This window comes from Rathayibacter sp. AY1E2, assembly GCF_002932325.1.
Taxonomy (GTDB): Bacteria; Actinomycetota; Actinomycetes; order Actinomycetales; family Microbacteriaceae; genus Rathayibacter.
This window is the reverse complement of sequence record NZ_PSVO01000010.1, coordinates 1-23,139: the sequence shown is the minus strand read 5'-3', so window position 1 is coordinate 23,139 and position 23,139 is coordinate 1. Positions and strand designations below refer to the sequence as shown.

Sequence of the window (23,139 nt, the reverse complement as noted above, 5' to 3'; positions counted from 1 at the left end):
CGGAATCGGCCCGGCGCGTCGACGCGGAGGTCAGGCGACGAGGGCCTCGCCGAGCGCCGCGGCCTGCGCCGCCCAGAAGCGCTTCGCCACACCGGTCCGGCGGAACAGGGCGTCGAAGCCGTGGAAGGCGCCCTCCACGATCTCGAGCCCGCACGGCACTCCGGCCGCGCGCAGGCGCTCGGCGTAGCGGACGTCCTCGTCGTGGAAGAGGTCGAGGCCGCCGACGCCGATCCAGGCCGGCGGGAGGCCCGTGAGGTCGTCGCGGCGGGCGGGGGCGGCGTAGGCCGTGACGCCGGGGCCGCCGGGCTCGCCTGCGAGGTAGGCGGTCCAGCCGAAGCGGTTGCTGCCCGGGGTCCAGACGCGGACTCCGCGCGGAGGAGGACCGGGCCGGGTGACGGTGCGGTCGTCGAGCATCGGGTAGACGAGCAGCTGGAACGCGGGCTGCGCTCCTCCGCGGTCGTGGGCGAGGAGGGTCGCACCCGCGGCGATGCCGCCGCCCGCGCTCGCGCCTCCGACGGCGATGCGCGCCGGGTCGACGCCGCGCTCCTGCGCGTGCTCGACGAGCCAGTCGAACGCGGCCAGCACGTCCTCGACGGCAGCCGGGGCCGGATGCGCGGGCGCGAGGCGGTAGTCGACGGAGACGACCGTGATGCCCAGGGTGCGGGCGAAGTCGATGCAGGACGCCTCGTCCTGGAGGTGGCTGCCGAGCACCATGCCGCCGCCGTGCACCCAGAGGAGCGCGGGAGCGGTACCGCGGAGGATGCGCGGCCGGTAGCTGCGGGCCCGGACGGGAGCGGCTCCGGCGACGGGGATCTCGACGTCGTCGACCACGATGTCGGGCGGGGCCTCGCCTCCCTCGGCGGCGCGTCGCGTGGCGAGGCGCAGCAGTCGCGGGCCGAGGACGATCGGCGGGAGGAAGCGGCCGAGCGCGAGGTCGGGGTGGAAGAGGGGCGCCGTCGCGGCGGTGCGGGCTGACGCGGTCATGCGCGGGAGGCTACTCCTCGCGGCCGTGCCGGCGCCCCTCCGCGGGATTACGGACGCACGAGGGTCTTGATCGCGCGGCGCTCGTCCATGGCGGCGTACGCCTCGGCGATCTCCTCGAGGGGCAGCTCGAGGTCGAAGACCAGACCGGGCTCGATCGCGCCGCTGAGCACGTCCGGCAGCAGCTCGGCCATGTAGCCGCGGACCGGCGCGACTCCGCCGTTGACGCCCACGTTCGAGCCGAACATCTGGCGGACGGGCAGCTCGGGGCCTCCGTTGGGGACGCCGACGTAGCCGACCATGCCGCCGGGGCGGGCGGAGTCGAGGGCCTGCTGCATCGACTCCTTGGTGCCGACGCACTCGAGCACGCAGTCGGCGCCGATCCCGCCGGTCAGCTCGCGGACGCGCGCGACGCCCTCGTCGCCGCGGGTCTCGACGATGTGGGTCGCCCCGAAGCGTCGGGCGAGGTTCTGCCGCGACTCGTGCCGCGACATCGCGATGATCGTGGTCGCGCCGAGGCGCTTGGCCGCCAGGACGGCGCAGAGGCCGACCGCGCCGTCGCCGACGACCGCGACGGTCGAGCCAGCGGTGACGCCGGCCGAGACCGCGGCGTGGTGGCCGGTCCCCATCACGTCGGCGAGGGTGAGCAGGCTGGGGATGAGCGCCGGGTCCGGATCGATGCCCACGCGGAAGAGCGTGCCGTCGGCGAGGGGCACGCGCACCTTCTCGCCCTGGGCGCCGTCCGCGAAGCCCTCCTCGCGGACCTCGGCGCCCCACCAGCCGCCGGTGAGGCACGAGGTGGAGACGCCGTTGGCGCAGTTCGCGCAGGTGCCGTCGCAGACGTAGAACGGGGCGATCACGAAGTCGCCGACCGCGACGTCGTGCACGTCGTCGCCGATCTCCTCGACGACGCCGACGAACTCGTGGCCGATGCGGTGCGCCTCCTTGGTGGGCGTGACGCCGCGGTAGGGCCAGAGGTCCGAGCCGCAGACGCAGGCCGCGGTGACGCGGACGATCGCGTCGCGCCCCGTCGAGAGCTGCGGGTCGGGGACCTCCTCGAGTCGGATGTCGCGCTCGCCGTGGATGAGTGTTGCTCGCATGGGTGCTCCTGGTCGGGAGGGGGATGGGGTCGGCGTCCACGGTACGCCCGCGACCGGCCGCGGGCGCCGGAGAGGCGGGGGCTTGCACGAACGCGCGCCGACGCGGCCCAGGTGGAGAGCCGGGGCGCGGCCGGGGGCGGTCCGGCGCCGGGCGGGAGGCGTCCTGCCGGAACGGAGGGGCCCCGCAGCAGCCCTGCGCCGCGTCACGGCTGCGCCTCCGCCCAGCCGTCGCGCCCGATCACGACGTGCGCGAGGAACCGCAGGCCGCACGCCTCTGCCCCGTCGGCGATCGCCCGCGTCGCCGCACGGTCGGAGGGGAGCACCACGGCCTCGCCCGCGTGGCTGTGCGCCAGGCCGATGCCCGCCGCGCCGCGCGCCAGCACCTCGGCGAGCACGGCGGCGACGGGGATCTCGGCGTGCGCCGGGGCTCCGTCGGCCAGCGTGAGGACGTCGCGGACGGCTCCGGACTCGGCGAGCGCCACCGCCAGCACGGTCTCGACCGGCCGGGCGGCCAGCAGCGGAGCGACGAGCCCGGCCAGGCCGGCGGCGTCGGTCACGCGGGCGGCGCGCGAGGCGCGGTTCATCCTCCGCCGCAGCTCGAAGGAGGCGACCAGGCGGCAGGCGGCGACCTCGCCGACTCCGCGGTGCCGCATCAGATCGGCCACCCCGGCCCGGGCGACGGCGTCGATGCCGCCGAAGCGCGCGAGGAGGCGCTGCGCGACGACGGTCGCGTTGGCGCCGCGGACGCCGGCCCCGATGAGCACGGCGAGGGTCTCGGCGTCGGTGAGCGCCTCCGGTCCGTAGGCGCGGAGGCGCTCCCTCGGCCTCTCCTCGGGAGGGAGGTCGGCCATCCGGGGGCCGGGCGTTTCAAAGGACATGCCGCCGACGCTACGGAGCCCGCCGGACGGGCGCGCCGCGGATCCCGCGGCTGTGGACGACTCCCGCCCTCGCGCGCCCTGTGGAGGGAACTTCCGTCGCCACCCGCGCGCTCCTCTCCCCTGCGAGTACGCAGAAGTCGGACTCGCGACAGGGGTCGAGCACCCCGGTCAGTCCGACGCGGGCATCCCCGCCGTCACCGACAGGCTCTCGCCGTCCGGCGCCACGTCCACCAGCACCACGTCCCCGTCGCGCACCGTGCCGCCGAGCAGCGCCGTCGCCAGCTGGTCGTCGATCGCCCGCTGCATCAGCCGGCGCAGCGGCCGCGCGCCGTACTGCGGGTCGTAGCCGCGCTCGGCCAGCCACCCGCGGGCCGCGGGCGTCACCGCCAGGTCGAGCCGTCGCTCCGAGAGCCTCCTCGACAGCCGGTCGACGTACAGCGACACGATCTCGCCGAGCTCGGTGCGGTCGAGCGCGTCGAAGATCACGATGTCGTCGAGCCGGTTCACGAACTCGGGCTTGAAGGCCTGGCGCACCATCTGCTGGACCGCCTCCTCCTTCTGCGGCCGCGACAGCGCCGGGTCCACGAGGAACTGCGACCCCAGGTTGGAGGTGAGGATGAGGATCGTGTTGCGGAAGTCGACCGTCCGCCCCTGGCCGTCGGTGAGCCGGCCGTCGTCGAGCACCTGCAGCAGGACATCGAACACCTCGGGGTGCGCCTTCTCGATCTCGTCGAGGAGCACCACCGAGTACGGGCGGCGGCGGACCGCCTCCGTGAGCTGGCCGCCCTGCTCGTAGCCGATGTAGCCGGGAGGGGCGCCGACCAGCCGCGAGACGGCGAACTTCTCGCCGTACTCCGACATGTCGATGCGGACCATCGCCTTCTCGTCGTCGAAGAGGTGGTCGGCGAGTGCCTTCGCCAGCTCGGTCTTGCCGACGCCGGTCGGCCCGAGGAAGAGGAAGGAGCCGGTCGGCCGGTCGGGGTCGGAGATGCCCGCGCGGGTGCGGCGCACCGCGTCCGCGACGGCCGACACCGCCTCGTCCTGGCCGATCAGTCGGCGGTGCAGCTCGGTCTCGAGGTGCAGCAGCTTCTCGGTCTCGCCCTGCAGGAGACGCCCGACGGGGATCCCCGTCCAGGCGGCGATCACCGCGGCGATGTCGTCGGCCGTCACCTGCTCGTTGACCATGCGGCCCTCGGCCGGCTCCTCCTCCGCCTCGGCGGCCGCGAGCTCGCGCTCGATCACCGGGATGTCGCCGTAGAGCAGCTTCGACGCGCGCTCGAGCTTCCCCTCGCGCTGCGCGCGCTCGGCGGCGATCCGCAGGGCGTCGAGCCGGTTCTTGAGCTCGCCGACGCGGTTGAGGGAGGCGCGCTCGCGCTCCCAGCGCTCCTGCAGCTCCTCGAGCTGGGCGCCGCGGCGGGCCAGGTCCTCGCGCAGCTTCTCCAGCCGCGCCTTCGAGGCCTCGTCCTTCTCCTTCTTCAGCGCCAGCTCCTCGAGCCTCAGCCGGTCCACGGAACGGCGCAGCTCGTCGATCTCGACGGGAGCGGAGTCGATCTCCATGCGCAGCCGCGACGCGGCCTCGTCGATCAGGTCGATCGCCTTGTCCGGCAGCTGGCGGGAGGTGATGTAGCGGTTCGAGAGCGACGCGGCGGCGACCAGGGCGGAGTCGGCGATCGCCACCTTGTGGTGCGCCTCGTAGCGCTCCTTCAGCCCGCGGAGGATCGCCACGGTGTCCTCGACGGTCGGCTCGCCGACGAAGACCTGCTGGAAGCGGCGCTCGAGAGCGGCGTCCTTCTCGATGTACTGGCGGTACTCGTCGAGCGTCGTCGCGCCGATCATCCGCAGCTCGCCGCGCGCCAGCATGGGCTTGAGCATGTTCGCGGCCGCCACCGATCCCTCGCCGCCGCCCGCGCCCATCAGCGTGTGCAGCTCGTCGATGAAGGTGATGATCCGGCCGTCGGACTCCTCGATCTCCTGGAGCACGGCCTTCAGCCGCTCCTCGAACTCGCCGCGGTACTTCGCTCCGGCGATCAGGGCCGAGAGGTCGAGGCTGACGAGCTGCTTGCCCTTGAGGCTCTCGGCGACGTCGCCCGCGACGATCCGCTGGGCGAGCCCCTCGACGACGGCGGTCTTGCCGACGCCGGGCTCGCCGATGAGGACGGGGTTGTTCTTGGTGCGGCGCGTGAGCACCTGGCTGACGCGCCGGATCTCGGCGTCCCTCCCGATCACCGGGTCGAGCTTGCCGCTCGCCGCGATGGCGGTCAGGTTGACGCCGTACTGCTCGAGTGCGGACTTCTCGTCCTGCTGGGGCATCCGACCGGCCTGCATGATGGTGGTCTCCTCCGTGGCTCGAAAGTTGAGTTCGACGGACTCAACTTTACTCCCGCGACGGCTCCGGCGGTCAGGCCGTCAGAAGATCGCTGTCGCGACCCTGGAGCGCCTCGAGCGCGTTCCGGAGGATCGAGCGCAGCCGGAACTCGTCGATCCCGGTCAGCGCCGAGATCTCGGCCTGCGAGAAGCCGCCGGCCGCAGCCAGCAGCAGGAGCTCGCGGTCCGGGCAGTCGAGGGCGAGCAGGCCGCTGCCGAGCGGACGCCGGGCGAGCTCGTGCGCGGACCCGAGGGTCTCGCAGAGGACCTCGAGCACCCAGAGCACGGGCTCCGGCGAGCGGGCGCCCTCGCGGGAGCGGCGCCAGACGGCGGTGAAGACGTCGGTGCAGAGCCGGTCGCGTCCGGCCGGGTCGGCCTGGACCGTGCCGACGCACGCCGAGACGAGGCCGCCGAAGCGGTCGACGAGCTCTCCCAGAGCGGAGGCGTCCCCCGTGGCGGAGCGGGTCAGCAGACGGGCGGCGTCCTGCGTCAGCGGCGGACGCACCCGTCCACCGGTCGCGTCCTCGCCTCCAGCAATCACGGGCCCCAGCGTGTCACCGACTCCGTGACGGCGGGACCAGTTGCGCGGAAGGGGGGTGACAGGTATAGAGCGGATCCGCTATCCGACATCAGAGGCGCGGCCAGCGCGCGCGGGCGAAGCAGAAGAGCCCGTAGGCGATGAGCCCGACCGCGACGAAGCCGAGGAGGAGCACGCCCGCCGGCAGCTCCACGAGCGACTTCAGCGCCTCGTCGAGCCCGCCCGCCTGCTCCGGATCGTGAGTGACGGCGGCGACGATCAGCAGCACGCCGAGAGCGCCGAGGACCACGCCCTTGGCGACGTAGCCGGCGACGCCGAGCACGGTGACGACGGTGCCCGCCGTGCCGCCCGGCTCCGCGACGTTCTCGAGGAACTTCCTACTCGCTCCGCGGTACACGAAGACGCCGCCGACCGCGAGGACGGCCAGTCCCGCGATCACGAGCAGCACGACTCCGCCCGGCGCCGAGAGCACCTGCGCGCTCGCGCTCTCGGACGACTCGGACGAGCTCGACCCGCCGCCCGTCGCGAACTTCAGCGCCGTCACGCCGAGGGCGCCGTAGACGACGGCCTTGCCCGCCTCCTTGAGCCGGCTGCCCCAGGTCTTCAGGGCGCTCTCGCGCGGGCGGACGAGGAACGCCTCGAGCAGCCCCCACAGCGCCAGGCCGAAGAGGCCGACCGTGCAGATCCACAGGATCACCAGACCGCCGGGCTGCGCCGCGAGGGCGCCGAGAGCACCGCTCTGGTCGGCCTCGCCTCCGCCGCCGCGGGCCACGCCGAGCGCGATCACTCCGATCAGGAGGTGGACGAGGCCGTTCGCCGCGAAGCCGCCGCGGGCGAGGGTCCGCACCGCCCGCGAGTCCTGGATGTCGTCGGCGGTGCGCTGGGCGTCGGCGGTGCTCGGAGTGTTCACAGGGTGGACGCTACGCGTTTCCACACCCCCGCGCCCGGCGCTCCGCCGTTCGGAGGTGCTCCCGGAGCCGGTTCTCCACACCTTTCCACAGGGTTGTCCACAGCTGTGGAATCGCTGGAGGGACGAGTGGATCACACGTCGACGGCGCGGACGAGTCCGTCCTGCACGCCTCCCAGCCAGTCGTAGACGCTGCGGATCGCGGCCGCGCTCCCCTCCTCCGGGACGACGTCGTCGGTGTCGTCGATGCCGAGCCGCACGGCCAGAGCGAGCCGCATGTCGGTCAGTGCGCGGAGCCAGGCGATCGCCTGCGGCTCCTCGAGACGGACCGCGACCTCGCCCAGCCCCTCGAAGATCCGGCCGTGACTCGTGCCGTCGCCGGCGTCGAGGGCCGCCGTGACGGCGCGGGCGTCGTCCATCTTGCGGGCGGCGAGGTCCGGAGCGGTGAAGCGGCGGAACTCGTCGGCCGCCTCGGCGTCGTCGCGGTAGGCGTCGGGCAGGAGGCGGGCGAGCGCCGGATCGGAGCGGGCCTCCTCCGAGGACGCCCCGCGATCGAGCAGCTCGAGCATCTCGCCGGCCAGGTGGCGGAGGATCCCGGCCTCCTCGCGGTCGAAGCGGGCGACGGCCGCTCCGGAGGAGTCGCGGCGGAACGCGCGCATCAGCCGAGTCCTCGGATGCCGCGAGCGGGGTGCTCTCCGGTCTCGGCGGCCGCGGGACGCAGCGGGGCGCTCACGCGTCGGCCTTCTGCAGCGTCGCCCACAGGCCGTAGCCGTGCATCGCCTCCACGTGCCGCTCCATCTCCTCGCGGTTGCCGGTCGCGACGACCGCGCGCCCCTCTGTGTGCACCTGCAGCATCAGCCGCTCCGCCTCGGCCCGGCCGAAGCCGAAGTAGCTGCGGAAGACGTACGAGACGTACGACATCAGGTTGACCGGATCGTCCCAGACCAGCACGATCCACGGGACCTCGGCCGCCGAGCGGGTCGCCAGGCGCTCGTCCGCGCGCTCGATCGTGTCCGCCATCCCTCCAGCGTAGGCCGCAGCGCGGACGGACGCCCGGGCGCGCGGGCCGGAGCGTGCTGCCCGCAGCCCGCGAGTGCCCAGGAGTCGTCGCACTCGGCGCGGGGGCACGAGGACGGGGACCGCGAGAAGCCAGGAGTCGTCGCTGATTCGGCTGCAGCAGCGGCGCCCACTAGGCCGACAGGCGCGGCAGGACCTCCCGGGCGAAGAAGTCGAGGTGGTCGAGGTCCTGCAGGTCCATGAACTGCAGGTAGACGCGCTCGCAGCCGGCCTCGCGGAGGGACTCGAGGCGGTCGACCGCCTCGTCGACGCCGCCGGCCACTCCGTGCTCGCGCAGCTCGGCGGGCTCGCGGCCGATCGTCGCGGCACGGCGCATGAACTCCGCCTCGTCGCCTCCGCCGACCGCGATCAGCGCGACCGAGTGCACGAGCGACGAGGGCTCGCGCCCGATCGCCCGGCACGCCTCGTCGACGCGCTCGAAGGCCCCCGGGATCGCGTCGAACTCGGGGAAGGGCAGGTTGAACTCGCTCGCGAACCGCGCCGCGAGCGCCGGGGTCCGCTTGGGGCCGCCGCCACCGACGATCACCGGCAGCGGCAGGCGGGCGGGCTTGGGCAGGGCCGGGGAGTCGGTCAGCGTGTAGTGCTCGCCGGCGAAGGAGTAGCGCTCGCCGACCGGCGTCGACCACAGGCCGGTCACGATCTCGAGCTGCTCCTCGAGGAGGTCGAAGCGGCGCGGAGGGAAGGGGATGCCGTACGCGGCGTGCTCCTCCTCGAACCAGCCGGTGCCGAGGCCGAGCTCGGCACGGCCCCCGGACATCGCGTCGACCTGGGCGACCTGGATCGCGAGGATCCCCGGCGGCCGGTAGGTGACGGAGGAGACGAGGGTGCCGAGCGCGATCCGCTCGGTCTCGCGGGCGAGGCCGGCGAGCGTCGTCCACGCGTCGGACGGGCCCACACCGGGGTCGCCGTCTCCCATCCGGAGGTAGTGGTCGGAGCGGAAGAAGCCGTCGTAGCCGAGGCTCTCGGCGGCCTGCGCGACGGCGAGGAGGTCCTCGTAGCTCGCGCCCTGCTGGGGTTCGGTGAAGACTCTGAACTGCACGGGTCCAGCCTCCCGCACCGGGGCCGGATCATGCCAGCCCGGCTCCCCCGGCCGGGGCCGCCGACGGGCCCCCGTGTACCGTGGACGGTTGCCGCCGACGAGAGGACCCCATGTCCGAGCACCCGTCCTCCCCGGACACCGCCCCCGCCACCGCGGGCACGACCGCCCCTCCGCACCGCCTCGCGCGGTGGGTCTTCTGGCCCGCCGCCGTCCTGACGCTGTCGATCGCGGCCTTCGCGATCCTCGCGCCCGACGCCGCGACCTCCGTGTTCTCGACGCTGCAGACCACCGTCGTCAACACGTTCAGCTGGTACTACGTGCTGATCGCCGCGGTCTTCGTGGCCTTCGCCATCTGGATGGGCGTGAGCCGCTTCGGCGACATCAAGCTCGGCGCCGACGACGACGAGCCCGAGTTCTCGATGCTCGCCTGGATCTCGCTCCTCTTCGCCGCCGGCATGGGCATCGGCCTCGTCTTCTACGGCGTCGCGGAGCCGCTCACCCACTTCGCCACTCCGCGCCCGGGCGTCACCGGCACCGAGACGCAGCTCGCGCAGAGCGCGATCTCGCAGACCTACCTGCACTGGGGCGTCCACGCCTGGTCCATCTACGTGGTGGTCGGCCTCGCCCTCGCGTACGCGATCCACCGCCGCAAGCGGCCGGTGTCGATCCGCTGGGCACTGGAGCCGCTGCTGGGCCGCCGGGTCCGCGGCGGCTGGGGCAACGCGATCGACGTGGTCGCCCTGGTCGGCACCATGTTCGGAGTCGCGACCTCGCTCGGCCTGGGCGTCACCCAGATCTCGGCGGGCCTGGAGGCGAGCGGCATCGTGGAGTCGTCGCTCACCGTGCAGATCGTGGTCATCGCCGTGGTCACGGGCCTGACCGTCTTCTCGCTGATCTCGGGCGTGGGCAAGGGCATGAAGTGGCTCTCGACCGGCAACCTGCTGCTCGCCGCCGCGCTCCTCGTCTTCGTGCTCGTCGCCGGCCCGACCCAGTTCCTCCTCCGCGAGTTCGTGCAGTCGCTCGGCAACTACCTGCAGAACTTCATCGGCCTGACCTTCACGGTCAGCGCCTACGCCGGCCGCGAGGGCGAGCAGTGGCAGGCCTCGTGGACCACGTTCTACTGGGGCTGGTGGATGTCGTGGGCGCCGTTCGTCGGCATCTTCATCGCCCGCGTCTCGAAGGGCCGGACGGTCCGCGAGTTCGTCGGCGGCGTGCTGCTCGTGCCGACGATCATGACCTTCCTCTGGTTCAGCGTCCTCGGCGGCACCGCCATCTACCGCGAGCTCTACGGCGACGGCGGCCTCGTCGGCGCCGACGGCTCGGTCGACACCAACCTGGCGCTCTTCTCGATGCTGCAGGGACTGCCCGCGGGCTCGGTGCTGACGATCGGCGCGATCCTCCTGATCGGCGTCTTCTTCGTGACCTCCGCCGACTCCGGAGCGCTGGTGATGTCGATGATCGCGACCGGCGGCGAGCCGGAGCCGCGCAACCGCATCCGCGTGTTCTTCGCCGTCGCGACCGCGCTGCTCGCCCTGTCGCTCCTGGTCGCCGGCGGCCTCGACGCCCTGCAGACCGCGGCGATCCTCTCGGCCCTGCCGTTCAGCGTCGTGATGATCCTGATGTGCGTCGCGACGGTGATCGCCTTCCGCCGCGAGATCCGCGCGTACGACAAGGCTCGCCGCAAGGCGTTCGTCGGCGACATCGGCACGTTCTACGGCCTCGAGGTCGAGGATCCGGCGGAGCGCGAGCCCGCCCACCCGATCAAGCGCCTCGCGCACCGCCTGAAGCCGGGGTCGAAGGAGTAATCGGCTCGGAGGAGAAGCCAGGTCGGAGGAGGCCGGGCGCCGCTGGGGTGCCCGGCCGACCGATCAGCTGGGCGACGGGATGAAGGGGTGCTCCGGCGGGTCCTGGTCGTCGCCGAGGCGGGCGTCGGCGCCCTGGTCGAGCGCCTCGTCGATCGACTCGGGGTCGTCGATCTCGGCCGGGTCCTCCGGCGGGACCGGCAGGGAGTCGCCGTCGGGGCGGGTGGTGTCGGTGACGTCCTCGGGGGCGTCGAAGCCGAAGCTGCTCATGGTTTCCTCTCCGCGGTGCGCCCGGGAGGCGGCGCCGCTGCGGGCAGCCTAGGTCGCGCCCCCGGAGGCGGTCACGGACTTGACGGGGCACCCGAGGGGCCCCGCGGGATCGGCCTGCTCCGGAGGAGCCTCCGTCCCGGCAGCCGTCAGTGCACGTACTCGAGCAGGTCGGCTCCGAGGGTGCGCATGCCCTCCAGCACCGCGAGGCGGTAGTGCAGGGTCGTGTCGTCGAACTGCGTGGCGACCGCGTAGGCGACTCCGGCGCGCGGGCCGCGGAGGACGCCCGCCTCGGCGCGGACGCCGACGTCGGTGCCGGTCGCGTTGACGAGCAGGACGCCGTGGTCGGGGTGGCGGTGCGCGAGCGGGTCGAGCCCGAACGAGGCGGCGACCATCGAGAGGTCGGTGCCGAGCGAGAGCCAGCCGATCACCCGCGAGCTCACGGCGGCGTCGACGATCTCGCCGTTCGCGAGGGTGGCGAGCAGCCAGGTCAGCTCGCGCGCGGAGCCGATCGAGAGCTGCGGCGCGTCGTCCGGGCCGCGCTCGTCGCGCACGACGTCGAGCAGGGCGGTGCGGGAGAGGCCGAGCGCCTCCGCCCGCTCGCGCACGGCGTCGAGGCCGACGCGGCGCAGCAGGACGTTGGTCGCGAGGTTGTCGCTGGAGGCCCCGACGAGGGCGGCGAGGTCGGCGATCGGCATCGACGGCACCTGGAGGTGCTGCCAGAGCCCTGAGCCCGAGACCGCGTCCGCCGCGGTCCGGTCGACCAGGCGCAGGTTCTCCTGCGGCTCGTTCGCCAGCCGGGCGGCGACCTCGATCAGCAGCACGACGGTGCCGAGGGAGGCGGTGGGCATCGAGACGGAGTCGTCGACCGCGAACAGGGTGCGGCCGGTCGCCAGGTCGACGGCGCGCGCCGAGACGACGACCCCGTCGATCGCGAGACGGCCGAGGGCGTCGAAGCCGCGCTGGAAGTTCTCGCGGTCGCCGCCGCCCTTGTGGCGCCCCCGGCGGTTGCGTCGGCTCTCACGGCGGGTCTCGCTGGTGGGGATCACCACGGGTACGGCCCCTCTACGGGTCGGGAGTGCGGTCGTGCGGAGGGGGGACCTGGGTCCTCACGCGCCGGCAGGACGCGCGATCGGCGGACGACCCCGCGGCATCGGTCGGCTCTCGATGCCCGGGGCTCCTCGTCCGTGGTGCGGAGGTGGTCGTCGGCGACTACCAGATGGTGACGCGCTCGCTCGGGGAGAGCCAGAGGGCGTCGCCTTCGGAGACGTCAAAAGTAGCGTAGAACTCGTCGATGTTCCGGACGATCTGGTTGCAGCGGAACTCGGCCGGAGCGTGCGGATCGATGGCGAGGAGGCGGATCGTCTCCTCGTCGCGCGACTTCTGCTGCCAGGCCTGCGCCCAGGAGAGGAAGAAGCGCTCGGCGCCGGTCAGGCCGTCCACGACGGGCGGCTCCTCGCCGTCCAGCGAGAGCAGGTATGCCTTCCAGGCGATGCCGAGACCGCCGAGGTCGCCGATGTTCTCGCCGATGGTCAGGGCGCCGTTCACGTGGTGCCCGGGCGTGGTCGCGGGAGCGAGCGCGTCGTACTGCGCGATGAGCGCCTTCGTCCGCTCCTCGAACGCGGCCCGGTCCTCCTCGGTCCACCAGTCGGTGAGGCGGCCGTCGCCGTCGAAGCGCGAGCCCTGGTCGTCGAAGCCGTGGCCGATCTCGTGACCGATGACGGCGCCGATCGCTCCGTAGTTCGCGGCGGGGTCGCGGGCCTCGTCGAAGAAGGGGAACTGCAGGATCGCGGCCGGGAAGACGATCTCGTTGAAGCCCGGGTTGTAGTACGCGTTGATCGTCTGCGGGGTCATGAACCACTCGTCGCGGTCGAGCGGGCGGCCGATCTTGCCGAGCTCGCGGGCGAACTCGAACTCGGCCACGCGGCGGGCGTTGCCGAGCAGGTCGGCCGGGTCGATCGAGAGGGCAGAGTAGTCGCGCCAGCGCACCGGGTAGCCGATCTTGGGCGTGAACTTCGCGAGCTTCTCGAGCGCGCGCTCGCGGGTGGCGGGGCTCATCCACTCCAGGTCGACGATGGAGCGGCGGTACGCCTCGATGAGGTTCGCGACCAGCACGTCCATCGCGGCCTTCGCCGTCTCGGGGAAGTGGCGGGCGACGTAGGTGCGGCCGACCGCCTCGCCGAGCGACCCCTCGACGAGCGAGACGGCGCGCTTCCAGCGCTCCCGCTTCTGCGGGGTGCCGGTGAGGGTGCGGCCGTAGAAGTCGAAGTTGGCGTCGACGAAGCCGCTGGACAGGTAGGCCGCGGCTCCGCGGATCACCTGCCAGGACAGCCAGTCGCGCCAGGCCGGGAGCCGGTCCTCGGTGAGCAGGCCCGCGAGACCCTGGAGGAAGCTCGGCTGGCGGACGACCACCTCGGCGAGCGCCCCCCCCGGAGCGCCCATCGCGGTGAGCCAGACGCCGAGGTCGACGCCCGCGGCGAGCTCCTCGACCTCGGACCAGGAGCGGAGGTTGTAGGTCGCCTGGCTGTCGCGGCTGCGGACCTTGTCCCAGTGCGCGGCGGCCAGGTCGGTCTCGAGGGCGACGATGCGCTCGGCGCGGGCCTCGGCGGCGTCGATGCCGGCCAGGGCCAGCATCCGCGCGACGAACGGCGTGTAGGCCTCGCGGACGGAGGCGAACTCCTCCTCGCGGTAGTAGCTCTCGTCCGGCAGGCCGAGGCCGCCCTGATTGACGAAGACGAGGTAGCGCTCGGGGCTGCCCGGGTCGTTGTCGACGAAGAGGCCGAAGAGCCCCGGGACGCCGGTGCGCTCGAAGGCGCCGACCGCGCGGAGCAGGCCGGGGATCGAGTCGACCCGCTGCACGGCGGCGAGGTCGTCGGCGATCGGGGCGGCGCCGAGCTCCTCGGCCCGCTCCTCGTCCATGAAGGAGGCGTAGAGGTCGCCGAACAGTCGCTCCTCGGTGCCGTGCTGCGCGGTCTGCGCCTCGACGATGATGTCGCGCACGGCCTTCTCCGCCTCCTCCTGGAGCACGTGGAAGGAGCCGTAGCGCGCCTTGTCGGCGGGGATCTCGGTGCGGTCGATCCAGAGCCCGTTGACGTGCCGGTAGAGGTCGTCCTGCGGGCGCGTCGCGGGGTCGAGTTCGGAGCGGTCGATACCGGAGCGAGGCGTCGTCGAGGTCATGGCGGACAGCCTACGTCGGGGCGCCGACACGGTGGCGCGAGGTGCGGCGGGTCGGGCGCGAGGTGCGGCGGGTCGGGCGCGGAGCCGCGGAGGGCGGGCGCGGAGCCGCGGAAGGGAGTGACCGGCGCGGCGCCGCGGGAGGCCGGGCGCGCCACCGTCCGGCTCGCGGGAGCGGGGTGCTCCTGCGAGCCGGACCCGGCCGACGGGGACGCCGGAGCGTCAGCGCCCGAGCTGCTCCTCGACGTACGCGCGGATCGGCGTGGTCGGCCGCCCGATCAGGCGGGCGAGCGAGCCGTCGGTCCCGCCGAGGAGGCCGTCGGCGATGTTCGCGTCGAGGCCGACGACGAAGCCGACTCCGCCCTCGGGGACGCCGGCGCCGGTGAGGACGCGGGCGTGCTCGTCCGAGGAGACGTGGCTGATCGCGGCGTCGCGTCCGGCGACCTCGGCGACGATCGCGGCCAGCTCGTCGAAGCTCCAGGCGGTGTCGCCGGAGAGCTCGTGCACGGTGCCGACCAGGGACGGGTCGGTCAGGGCGACCGCTGCGGCCTCGGCGTAGTCGGTGCGCGCGGCGCTGGCGACGCGGCCCTCGCCGGCGCTCGAGAGGGTGCTGCCGGTGGAGGCGAGCTCGGCGACGGTCTGCTCGTAGTTCTCGTTGTACCAGCCGTTGCGGAGGACGACGGCGGGGACGCCGCTGGCGGCGATCGCCTCCTCCGTGGCCTTGTGCTCGGGGGCGAGGATGAGCGCGCTCGTGGTCGCCTTCGGGGCGCTCGTGTAGACCAGGCGCGCGCCGGCGCGGACGGCGGCGTCGATCGCGGCGGTGTGCTGCGCGACGCGCCTGCCGACCTCGGAGCCCGAGACGAGGAGGACGGCCTCGGCGCCGGAGAAGGCGGCGTCGAGCGAGGCGGGGTCGTCGAAGTCCGCGACGGCGGTGCGGACGCCGAGGTCGGCGGCGAGCGCCTCGAGCTTCGCGGCGTCGCGGCCGGTGGCGACGATGTCGGAGGCGGCGGTGCCGCGGGCGAGCAGGTGCTCGACGGCGAGACGGCCGAGGTGGCCGGTGGCTCCGGTGACGACGAGGGTCATGAGGGGTCCTTCCTGACGGGTGGGGCGGGCGGGGTCCGCCGCCAGGAGGGTGCAACCGGCGCATCCTCCTCCTGCTTCCCGGAATGCAGTACCCACTATTTCGTTAGTACTGTCATCACCCCTGTTTCGAGGAGCGCCCATGACGATCGCCGACTCCCCCCTGCTCGCCGGGGACGTCTACTCCGCCGACTGCCCGAGCCGCGAGGTCTTCGGGCACGTCACCAGCAAGTGGGGCGTCCTGGTGCTCGCGGCGCTCGCTCCGGGCACGCTGCGCTGGGGCGCTCTGCGGCGCCGGATCGGCGGGATCAGCGAGAAGATGCTCGCCCAGACGCTGCGGATCCTGGAGGAGGACGGCTTCGTGCACCGCGAGGCGCGGCCGGTCGTCCCGCCGCACGTCGAGTACCGGCTGACGCCGCTGGGAGCGGAGCTGGCGGAGCGTCTGCTGCCGGTCGTCGAATGGATCGCGGGGAACGTCGGGGCGGTCCTGGAGGCGCGCTCGGAGGGCCGCCGGGAGGGAAGGTGAGCCTCACCTTCTTGTGAGAACGTTCACGTTCCGTTCAGGGAGGAGCCTCCACCCGGCGGCATCGGCGCCCCCTCCCCCTGCTTGCCTCGATCGCGTCTCCTGCTCGCGATCGAAGGACCTCCATGTCAGACACCGCCCGCCGCCCGCTCCTCCTCCCGATGGCCGGCCACGTGCGCGGCAAGCGCAGCCCCGTCACCTGCGCGCTGAAGTGCGCCAACGCCTGCTCCACCGCGACCTGCAACACGTCGCACAACAGCTACTTCCGCGACATCGTCTCGTCGCAGCTCTCCCGCCGCAGTGCCCTCGGCCTCGGCCTGGCCGGCGCGGTCACCGTCGCCGTCGCCTCCGCCGGAGGAGCGCCCACCGCCGAGGCGGCCGTGGCGACCGCGGCCGACGGCTCGCCGCTCGCCTTCACTCCGATCGCTCCGGTGCCGTACACGGTCGACCGGTTCACCGTCCCCGAGGGCTTCGCCTGGCAGCCGATCATCCGCTGGGGCGACCCGCTCTTCGCCGACAGCCCCGCCTTCGACATCGCCGACCAGACGGAGGCCGCCCAGGCCGCGCAGTTCGGCTACAACAACGACTACACCGACATCGTCGAGATCCCGGGCTCGAAGCGCCTCCGCGCCCTGCTCGTCGTGAACCACGAGTACACGAACGAGAGCATCATGTTCCCGGCCGCGCAGCTCGAGGCGGAGCCGGAGCGCGTGCGCGCCGTCGGCCGCGCCGCCCACGGCCTCAGCGTCGTCGAGCTGGTCCGCACCGCGGTCGACCGCCCGTGGGCCTACGTCCGCGGGGGCGAGCGCAACCGCCGCTACCTGCTCGACACCCCCTACGAGGTGACCGGCGCCGCCGCCGGCACCGACCTGCTGAAGACGGTCGCCGACCCCGAGGGCCGCACCGTGCTCGGCACGCTCGGCAACTGCTCCGGAGGCACGACGCCGTGGGGCACGATCCTCTCGGGCGAGGAGAACTTCAACGGCTACTTCCGCGCCGTCGGCACGAGCGACGCCGAGAAGCGCTACGGCCTCGCCGACTCCGAGACCTCGCGCCTCTGGGAGCTCGACGACCCCCGCTTCGACGCCCGCACCCCGGGCTACGAGAACGAGCCGAACCGCTTCGGCTGGATCGTGGAGTTCGACCCCTTCGACCCCGACTCCACGCCGAAGAAGCACACGGCGCTCGGCCGGCTCAAGCACGAGGGCGCGAACGTCATCATCGCCCCGGACGGCCGCGTGGTCGCGTACCAGGGGGACGACGAGCGCTTCGACTACCTCTACAAGTTCGTCTCGACGAAGCGCTACATCGAGGGCGACCGCGCCCACAACAAGACCCTGCTGGAGGAGGGCGACCTCTACGTCGCCCGCTTCACCGGCGACTCCCCCGTGGCCGAGATCACCGGCACCGGGGCGGTCCCCTCGGACGGCGGCTTCGACGGCATCGGCGAGTGGCTGCCCCTGGTGCTGAACGGCGCCTCGACGATCGCCGGGATGAGCGTCGCCGAGGTGCTCGTCCACACCCGCCAGGCGGCGGACGCCGCGGGCGCGACCAAGATGGACCGCTGCGAGGACGTGCAGCCCAGCCTGGTCAGCGGCCGGATCTACGTGGCCTGCACCAACAACTCCGCCCGCGGCACCGAGGGCGCCAAGGAGGGAGCGACCGAGGTCAACCCGCGCACCGAGAACCGCGACGGCCACATCGTCGAGATCATCGAGGACGGCGGCGACCAGACCGGCCGCACCTTCACCTGGAACCTGCTGATGCTCTGCGGCGACCAGGCGCAGGGCGACGTCGTCTACTTCTCCGGCTTCCCGGCGGACCAGGTCTCGCCGATCTCGTGCCCGGACAACCTGGCCTTCGACTCGGTCGGGAACCTCTGGATCTCGACCGACGGCGCCCCGAGCGGCATCGGCTACAACGACGGGCTCTTCAAGGTCGCGCTCGAGGGCGCGACGCGCGGCAGGGTGGAGCAGTTCCTCTCGGTGCCCCGCGACGCCGAGACCTGCGGACCGATCGTCCACGACCTCGACCAGCACGTGTTCGTGGCGGTGCAGCACCCGGGCGAGGAGGGCACCTTCGAGGCGCCGACCTCGTTCTTCCCGGACTACGGATCGACGGCGGCGGGAGCGGTGGCGGCACCGCGTCCGACCATCGTGCAGATCCTGCCGGCGTCGCAGGTGGTGGCGCCGACTCCGACGCCGACCGCCGGGCCGACCACGGGACCGACGACCCCGCCGACCACCGCGCCCACGGCGACTCCCACCACGGCACCGACCGCCGGGCCGACCGCGGCGCCCACCGTTGCTCCGTCCCCGATGCCCACGACCGCGCCGACCGGCACTCCCACCCCGCTGCCCGTCGGCGGCTCGGGCGGCGGGCTGGCCTCGACCGGAGTCGAGAGCGTCGGCCTGATCGCGGGCGCCACCGCGCTCCTGGCCGCGGGCGCCACCGCGCTCGGACTCGGAGCGCGCCGCCGCGCGGCCGCCGAGGGCGAGGACGACCAGCAGGCGTGAGGCCGGACAGGGCCCGGGACCGATCACAGGATCGGGGCCCGGGCCCTGCCACGCTCGGGGACCCGCCGCTCAGGCCCCCGGGACCGGCGGGCCGGTGCGCCAGCGGAGGATCGCCGCGGCGTCGGCGTCGTGCGGCAGCGTCACCACGTCGACCCCCTCCGGAGCGGTGCGGGAGTCGGTGACGAGCACGCGCGCGTCCGTGAGCACGGCGGCGCGGGCCAGCGCGAGGGCGGCGTCGACGGAGTCGATCACTTCGGCGCCCAGCGCCTCCTCCGGGGCCGACGCGACCCACGGCTCCGCGGCGAGGGCCAGCAGAGCGCGCTCGCGCAGCCGGCCGGGGTCGAGCACCAGCGTCTCGACCTGTGCCGAGGCCAGCGCCGTGACGATCGCGCCGAGCGAGTACTCGACGGTGCGGCGCGGCTCCCCGGTGCGCAGGGCGTCGAGCACGTCCTCCTTCTCGCGCAGCAGGATGCGGTCGAGCTGCTCGTCGACGAACCGCTCCAGCGCCCCCTCCTCGCTGCCGGCGGCCCGCGTGTTCACGGGCTCGACGGCCAGGATCGCGGCGCTGCTCGGCGAGAGCTGCTGCGCGAGCAGCTGCCGGGCGTGGATGTCCCCCGCCACGACCAGCAGGCAGGGCCGGTGCACGCGCACGAGCTCGTCCACCGCGGCGGCGAGCTCGGCCTGCGTGCGCCGCCAGATCTCCTCCGCGTGGTGGTGGAACCGGTCGTGCCGCCAGCCGCCGGCCTGCGCCTTGTGGAGGGTGTCGGTGCGGCCCTGCACGGCCTGCTCGGCCTCGGGTCGCTGCGCGCCCAGGCGGTGCAGGCGGATCTCGCCGCCGTCCCGCGAGGTCTCGACGACGAGGACGCGCAGGTCGGGCCGGTGCTGCAGCAGCGGCACGATGTCGGGGAGCGGGCTGTAGGAGACGCCCTCGGGCGCGACCGGCCGACCCGGCAGCACCTCGTTCAGCACGACCCTCCCGTCCACGGCGACCGCGAAGAGGCAGCAGCCGCCCTGGGGGCGCCCGGCTCCCTCGAGCAGAGCGGTGAGGGCCTGGATGTCGGCCTGGGGCGCACCCTGGCGGGCGAGCTCGTCTCCGAGGGACGTGGCGCGCTCGAGCGAGATGTCCGGCGGATCCCCGGAGTCGATCGCGAGGTCGACGTAGAGCTGCGACACGGGCCGGGAGTCGCGGAGGAGCTCGGCCAGGGTCGGGAGAGCGGGGGTGGTGGTCACCATCGGGTCGTCCTTTCCTGTCGTGTCCCGACAGTGTCGGACGGCAGGAGCGGGAGGAGGGACGGGGTTGACTGCTCGCGCGCGCCTCAGAGCAGGCGGCGCGCGGAGGCCCAGGCGGTGAGCTCGTAGCGGGAGGAGAGCTGCAGCTTGCGGAGGACGGCGGAGACGTGGGACTCGACCGTCTTGACCGAGATGAAGAGCTCGGCGGCCGCCTCCTTGTAGGCGTAGCCGCGGGCGATCAGGCGCATCACCTCGCGCTCGCGGGCCGAGAGCCGGTCGAGCTCGTCCCCCGACTCCGCCTGCTCGCCCGCCAGCGCCCCGAAGGCGTCGAGCACGAAGCCGGCCAGGCGCGGCGAGAACACGGCGTCCCCGCCCGCCACCGCGAGCACGGCCCGGCTGACCTCGGCTCCGGAGCTGGCCTTGGTGATGTAGCCGCGGGCACCGGCGCGGATCACGCCGACCACGTCCTCCGCGGCGTCCGAGACGCTCAGCGCCAGGAAGCGCGACGACGACCCGGCGCTGCGCCGCAGCACCTCGGCCCCGCCTCCGCCCGCACCGCCCGGCAGGTGCACGTCGAGCAGCACCACCTCGGGCGCGAGCGAGACGACCAGGCCGACGGCGGAGTCGACGTCGGCCGCCTCCCCGACGACCTCGAGCTCGGGGGCGAGGTCGGCCCGCAGGCCGGAGCGGAAGATGGAGTGGTCGTCGACCAGCAGCACGCGGGTCACCGCTCGACCTCCGCGGGGAGCCGCAGATGCACCTCGGTGCCGGTGCCGCCGACCCCGGGACGCACGGTCGCGCTGCCGCCCGCGCGCGCCATCCGGCCGATGATCGACTCGCGGATGCCGAGGCGGTCGCCGGGCACCTCGTCGAGGACGACGCCGGGGCCGCGGTCGCGCACGAACACGTCGACGCCCTGCACGGAGGACTCGAGGTACACCGAGACGTCGCCGCCCGCGTGCCGGGCCGCGTTGAGCACGGCCTCGCGGGTCGCGGCGAGGAGCGCGGCGGCGCCGGGGACGGACGCTCCGACGGCCACCACCTCGAGGTGCACGGGGTAGTCGAGCTCGACGGCGGCGGCGATCGCCCGGACCTCGGCGGCCAGGTCGTTGGCGACCGGGACGTCGCGCTCGAACAGCCAGTCGCGCAGCTCCCGCTCCTGGGCGCGGGCGATGCGGGCGACCTCGCTCGAGGCTCCGGCGCGGTTCTGGATGAGCGCGAGGGTCTGCAGCACGGAGTCGTGCAGGTGCGCGGCGATCTCGGCCCGCTGCTCCTCGCGCACGCGGGCGGCGCGCTCGCCCATCAGCTCGGACCAGAGGGTCACCACCCGGGGCGCGGCCAGCACACCGGCGGCGATCAGCAGCACGCCCACGGCGAGGACCGCGTTGAGGGCGCTCGGGCGGCCGGTGAGCACGGCCGCTCCGGCGAGCACCAGCAGCGCGCAGGAGGCGAGACGCACTGCGGAGCCGTACCGGGCGGGGCGGACGGCGTCGCCGCGGTCGAGCCCGAGGCTCCAGCCGACGGCTCCTCCCGCGAGCAGGCCGACGGCGACGAGCGCGCGCGTGATGTCGGCGTCGTCGCCGCTGTCGACGGTGATCAGCACGGCGAGCGCCGCGACGGCGGCGGCGAGGGTCAGCAGGCCGGCCACGGGAGCGGAGCGGCGGACAGCCGGATCCGCGTCGCGCGACTCGAGCGGCGCGAGGGGCACCAGCGCCCAGAGCCAGAGGTAGAGGAGCGCGCCGCCCCCACCGAGCGCGGTCGTGAGGACGGCCAGGAGGCGGGTCCTCCGCTCGCTCCAGCCGAGGTGGTCGGCGACCGCGGTGCACACTCCGCCGAGCAGCATCGTCCGCGGCCGCTGCAGCGGGGGGCGGACGGCGGTGCCGGGGACTGTGCTCACCCCTGCATCCAAACAGGTCGGCCGCACGATCGGGGGTGCTCTCGGGGTCGGATCAGGGGTTCCCCCGATGGTCCGGGCCGTGGAGCGCACGGGAGACTCGCAGCATGACAGGACAGAGCACGACCCCGCCGAGCTCCGCGGAGCCGGACGGCACGGAGGCGGCGAGCACAGCGACGACGCCGATCGGGACGGATCCCGGAGCCGCCGGCCCCGACAGCGCCGGCCCGGACAGCACAGGCCCCGAGAGCACCGGCCCGGAAGCCTCCGGCCCCGCCGATCCGCCCCCCGCGCCCGAGAACCGCTTCGTGCTCTGGCTGCGCGGCCTCGACCTGCCCCGCCGTCCCGGCTGGATCGGCGGCGTCTGCGCGGGGATCGCCGACCGGCTCGGCATCGACCCGCTGATCGTGCGCGGGATCGTGCTCGTCGTCGCGGTGCTGGGCGGGCCCGCGCTCCTCCTCTACGCCGCGGCCTGGCTGCTGCTGCCCGACCAGGACGGCGCCCTGCCGGTGGAGCGGCTGCTCCGCGGCTCGCTCGACCGGGTGCACGCCGGGATCGGCGTCCTCGTGCTCGCCTCGATGCTGCCGGTGGCGCAGGGCTTCTGGTCGCTCGGCGGCGCGTACACCGGGGCGATGCCCTGGGCGCCCGCGACCGGGCGGACGCTGTGGTCGCTCGTGGTGCTCGGGCTGATGGTGGCCTTCGTGGTCTGGATCGTGCGGCGGAGTCGGCGATCGGACGACGAGGCCGCCCACCCGGCCCAGGCCTCCCCGTCCGCACATCCCTCCGCGACGCTCCCGTATCCCGCGACCACCGCTCCGGCCTACCCCGCACCCGACCCCGGCCTGCAGGACGAGCGCCCCTCGTCCCCCGAGGCCGTCGCCGAGTGGCGCGAGCGCCAGGAGGCGTGGCGGGCCGAGCGGGAGGCGTTCCGCGCCCAGCAGAGCGCGACGGCCCGCGAGACGGCCCGCGCCCGGGCGGAGGAGGCGCGACTCGCCGCCGCCGCCGTCACCGCCGCGCGCCTGGAGCGCCAGCGCCTCCGACGCGCCGCGAACCCCCGGCTGCGGGCGAGCCTCACGCTGCTCGCCCTGGGCGCCGCCGCCCTGACCGGCGCACTGGTCTCGCTCACCGCCTCCGGACCGACGGCCCTCGTCGTCGGAGCCGCCTCGGCCGCACTCGTGCTCGCCGTGGTGATCGTGCTCGCCGGCCTGTTCCGGAGGCGCGCGATCGCGCTGATCGCCCTCGCGACGGTCGCGCTGGTCACCGCCGCCTGCGCCGCCGTGCTGCCGACCGACCGCGAGCTGCTCCCCGTGCTCGGCACCTACGGCTTCTCGAGCGCCGCTCCCGGCCGCTACGCGACGCTCGCGGCGAGCGACCTGCGCGTCACGGTCGCACCCGGCTACGAGACCTCCGGCGAGCCGCTGGACCTGTGGATCGGCTACGGGCACGTGTCCGTCGCCACGATGGCGGGAACGGCGGTCCGCCTCGAGGCGACCACGGAGGACACCGAGCTCCTCGTGCTGGACGCCGACGGAGGCGCGATCGACGCGCCCCGCGAGGTCCGCACCGCCGACGGCCGTCAGCTGTGGACGCAGACCTTCGGCGATCCCGAGGCCGAGCCGTTCGTGGTCCGCATCGCCCAGGAGGGCGGGTCGATCCGCGTCCAGGACTCCACACCGGGCGCCGACTCCGGCACCACTGCGCCGGACGCCGACGCCACCCCGAGCCCCACCCCCGAGACCGGAGCCGCACGATGACCACCACGCCCACCC

19 protein-coding genes and 1 pseudogene are annotated in these 23,139 nt (G+C 74.1%); 4 read left to right on the top strand and 16 right to left on the bottom strand.

Annotated features, from left to right (window positions below):
• Positions 1-30 precede the first annotated feature (30 nt).
• The 9 genes from C5C49_RS09180 to C5C49_RS09140 all read right to left on the bottom strand — a co-directional run bounded on the left by C5C49_RS09180 (position 31) and on the right by C5C49_RS09140 (position 8,884).
• Positions 31-984 (bottom strand): alpha/beta hydrolase, encoded by a 954-nt coding sequence (locus tag C5C49_RS09180; protein ID WP_104346011.1) that lies wholly within the window; start codon positions 982-984, stop codon positions 31-33.
• Between the two features lie 47 nt (positions 985-1,031).
• Complete coding sequence (locus tag C5C49_RS09175) at positions 1,032-2,081, bottom strand: zinc-dependent alcohol dehydrogenase family protein (protein WP_104222823.1); 1,050 nt, start codon at positions 2,079-2,081, stop codon at positions 1,032-1,034.
• A gap of 203 nt (positions 2,082-2,284) precedes the next feature.
• Positions 2,285-2,959 (bottom strand): RadC family protein, encoded by a 675-nt coding sequence (locus tag C5C49_RS09170; protein ID WP_104250698.1) that lies wholly within the window; start codon positions 2,957-2,959, stop codon positions 2,285-2,287.
• Between the two features lie 168 nt (positions 2,960-3,127).
• Positions 3,128-5,269: an ATP-dependent Clp protease ATP-binding subunit gene (locus tag C5C49_RS09165; RefSeq protein ID WP_374952925.1), complete on the bottom strand. Its 2,142-nt coding sequence runs from the start codon at positions 5,267-5,269 to the stop codon at positions 3,128-3,130.
• 88 nt (positions 5,270-5,357) lie between these two features.
• On the bottom strand, positions 5,358-5,864 hold the full coding sequence (locus C5C49_RS09160) for an RNA polymerase sigma factor (protein WP_146084872.1): 507 nt from the start codon (positions 5,862-5,864) through the stop codon (positions 5,358-5,360).
• A gap of 88 nt (positions 5,865-5,952) precedes the next feature.
• On the bottom strand, positions 5,953-6,771 hold the full coding sequence (locus C5C49_RS09155) for a DUF1206 domain-containing protein (protein ID WP_104225741.1): 819 nt from the start codon (positions 6,769-6,771) through the stop codon (positions 5,953-5,955).
• A 131-nt stretch (positions 6,772-6,902) separates the two neighbouring features.
• Positions 6,903-7,427: a DUF2017 domain-containing protein gene (locus C5C49_RS09150; protein WP_104225742.1), complete on the bottom strand. Its 525-nt coding sequence runs from the start codon at positions 7,425-7,427 to the stop codon at positions 6,903-6,905.
• 70 nt (positions 7,428-7,497) lie between these two features.
• On the bottom strand, positions 7,498-7,788 hold the full coding sequence (gene clpS, locus C5C49_RS09145) for an ATP-dependent Clp protease adapter ClpS (protein ID WP_104222829.1): 291 nt from the start codon (positions 7,786-7,788) through the stop codon (positions 7,498-7,500).
• A gap of 169 nt (positions 7,789-7,957) precedes the next feature.
• Positions 7,958-8,884 (bottom strand): LLM class F420-dependent oxidoreductase, encoded by a 927-nt coding sequence (locus C5C49_RS09140; protein WP_104346009.1) that lies wholly within the window; start codon positions 8,882-8,884, stop codon positions 7,958-7,960.
• A 110-nt stretch (positions 8,885-8,994) separates the two neighbouring features.
• Here C5C49_RS09140 and C5C49_RS09135 point away from each other — a divergent pair, with 110 nt between their 5' ends.
• Positions 8,995-10,689, top strand: coding sequence for a BCCT family transporter (locus C5C49_RS09135; protein ID WP_104239473.1), 1,695 nt, complete (start codon positions 8,995-8,997; stop codon positions 10,687-10,689).
• Between the two features lie 63 nt (positions 10,690-10,752).
• Here the strand turns inward: C5C49_RS09135 and C5C49_RS09130 are convergent, their stop codons facing one another.
• The 4 genes from C5C49_RS09130 to C5C49_RS09115 form a co-directional block, all read right to left on the bottom strand.
• The gene (locus tag C5C49_RS09130; protein ID WP_104222832.1) at positions 10,753-10,956 is read right to left on the bottom strand and encodes a hypothetical protein; all 204 of its coding nucleotides are present in this window, start codon (positions 10,954-10,956) and stop codon (positions 10,753-10,755) included.
• 146 nt (positions 10,957-11,102) lie between these two features.
• Positions 11,103-12,005 (bottom strand): serine hydrolase, encoded by a 903-nt coding sequence (locus C5C49_RS09125; protein ID WP_104222833.1) that lies wholly within the window; start codon positions 12,003-12,005, stop codon positions 11,103-11,105.
• Positions 12,006-12,165: 160 nt separating this feature from the next.
• Complete coding sequence (locus C5C49_RS09120) at positions 12,166-14,130, bottom strand: M13 family metallopeptidase (protein WP_104346008.1); 1,965 nt, start codon at positions 14,128-14,130, stop codon at positions 12,166-12,168.
• A 219-nt stretch (positions 14,131-14,349) separates the two neighbouring features.
• On the bottom strand, positions 14,350-15,210 hold the full coding sequence (locus tag C5C49_RS09115) for an NmrA family NAD(P)-binding protein (RefSeq protein ID WP_104250704.1): 861 nt from the start codon (positions 15,208-15,210) through the stop codon (positions 14,350-14,352).
• A gap of 139 nt (positions 15,211-15,349) precedes the next feature.
• Here C5C49_RS09115 and C5C49_RS09110 point away from each other — a divergent pair, with 139 nt between their 5' ends.
• Both C5C49_RS09110 and C5C49_RS09105 read left to right on the top strand, forming a co-directional pair.
• On the top strand, positions 15,350-15,733 hold the full coding sequence (locus C5C49_RS09110) for a helix-turn-helix domain-containing protein (RefSeq protein WP_104256663.1): 384 nt from the start codon (positions 15,350-15,352) through the stop codon (positions 15,731-15,733).
• A gap of 122 nt (positions 15,734-15,855) precedes the next feature.
• Positions 15,856-17,895, top strand: a pseudogene (locus C5C49_RS09105) (PhoX family phosphatase); the annotation flags it as partial.
• A 420-nt stretch (positions 17,896-18,315) separates the two neighbouring features.
• Here C5C49_RS09105 and C5C49_RS09100 read toward each other — a convergent pair.
• The 3 genes from C5C49_RS09100 to C5C49_RS09090 all read right to left on the bottom strand — a co-directional run bounded on the left by C5C49_RS09100 (position 18,316) and on the right by C5C49_RS09090 (position 21,373).
• Positions 18,316-19,479, bottom strand: coding sequence for a Vms1/Ankzf1 family peptidyl-tRNA hydrolase (locus C5C49_RS09100; protein WP_104346006.1), 1,164 nt, complete (start codon positions 19,477-19,479; stop codon positions 18,316-18,318).
• Positions 19,480-19,562: 83 nt separating this feature from the next.
• On the bottom strand, positions 19,563-20,204 hold the full coding sequence (locus C5C49_RS09095; RefSeq protein WP_104346005.1) for a response regulator transcription factor: 642 nt from the start codon (positions 20,202-20,204) through the stop codon (positions 19,563-19,565).
• Positions 20,201-21,373: a sensor histidine kinase gene (locus C5C49_RS09090; protein WP_104346004.1), complete on the bottom strand. Its 1,173-nt coding sequence runs from the start codon at positions 21,371-21,373 to the stop codon at positions 20,201-20,203. The genes C5C49_RS09095 and C5C49_RS09090 overlap by 4 nt, the downstream gene beginning before the upstream one ends.
• A 104-nt stretch (positions 21,374-21,477) precedes the next feature.
• Between C5C49_RS09090 and C5C49_RS09085 the strand changes: the two genes are divergently transcribed.
• Positions 21,478-23,124, top strand: a complete 1,647-nt coding sequence (locus C5C49_RS09085; protein WP_104346003.1) for a PspC domain-containing protein — start codon at positions 21,478-21,480, stop codon at positions 23,122-23,124.
• The last annotated feature ends 15 nt before the right edge of the window (positions 23,125-23,139 follow it).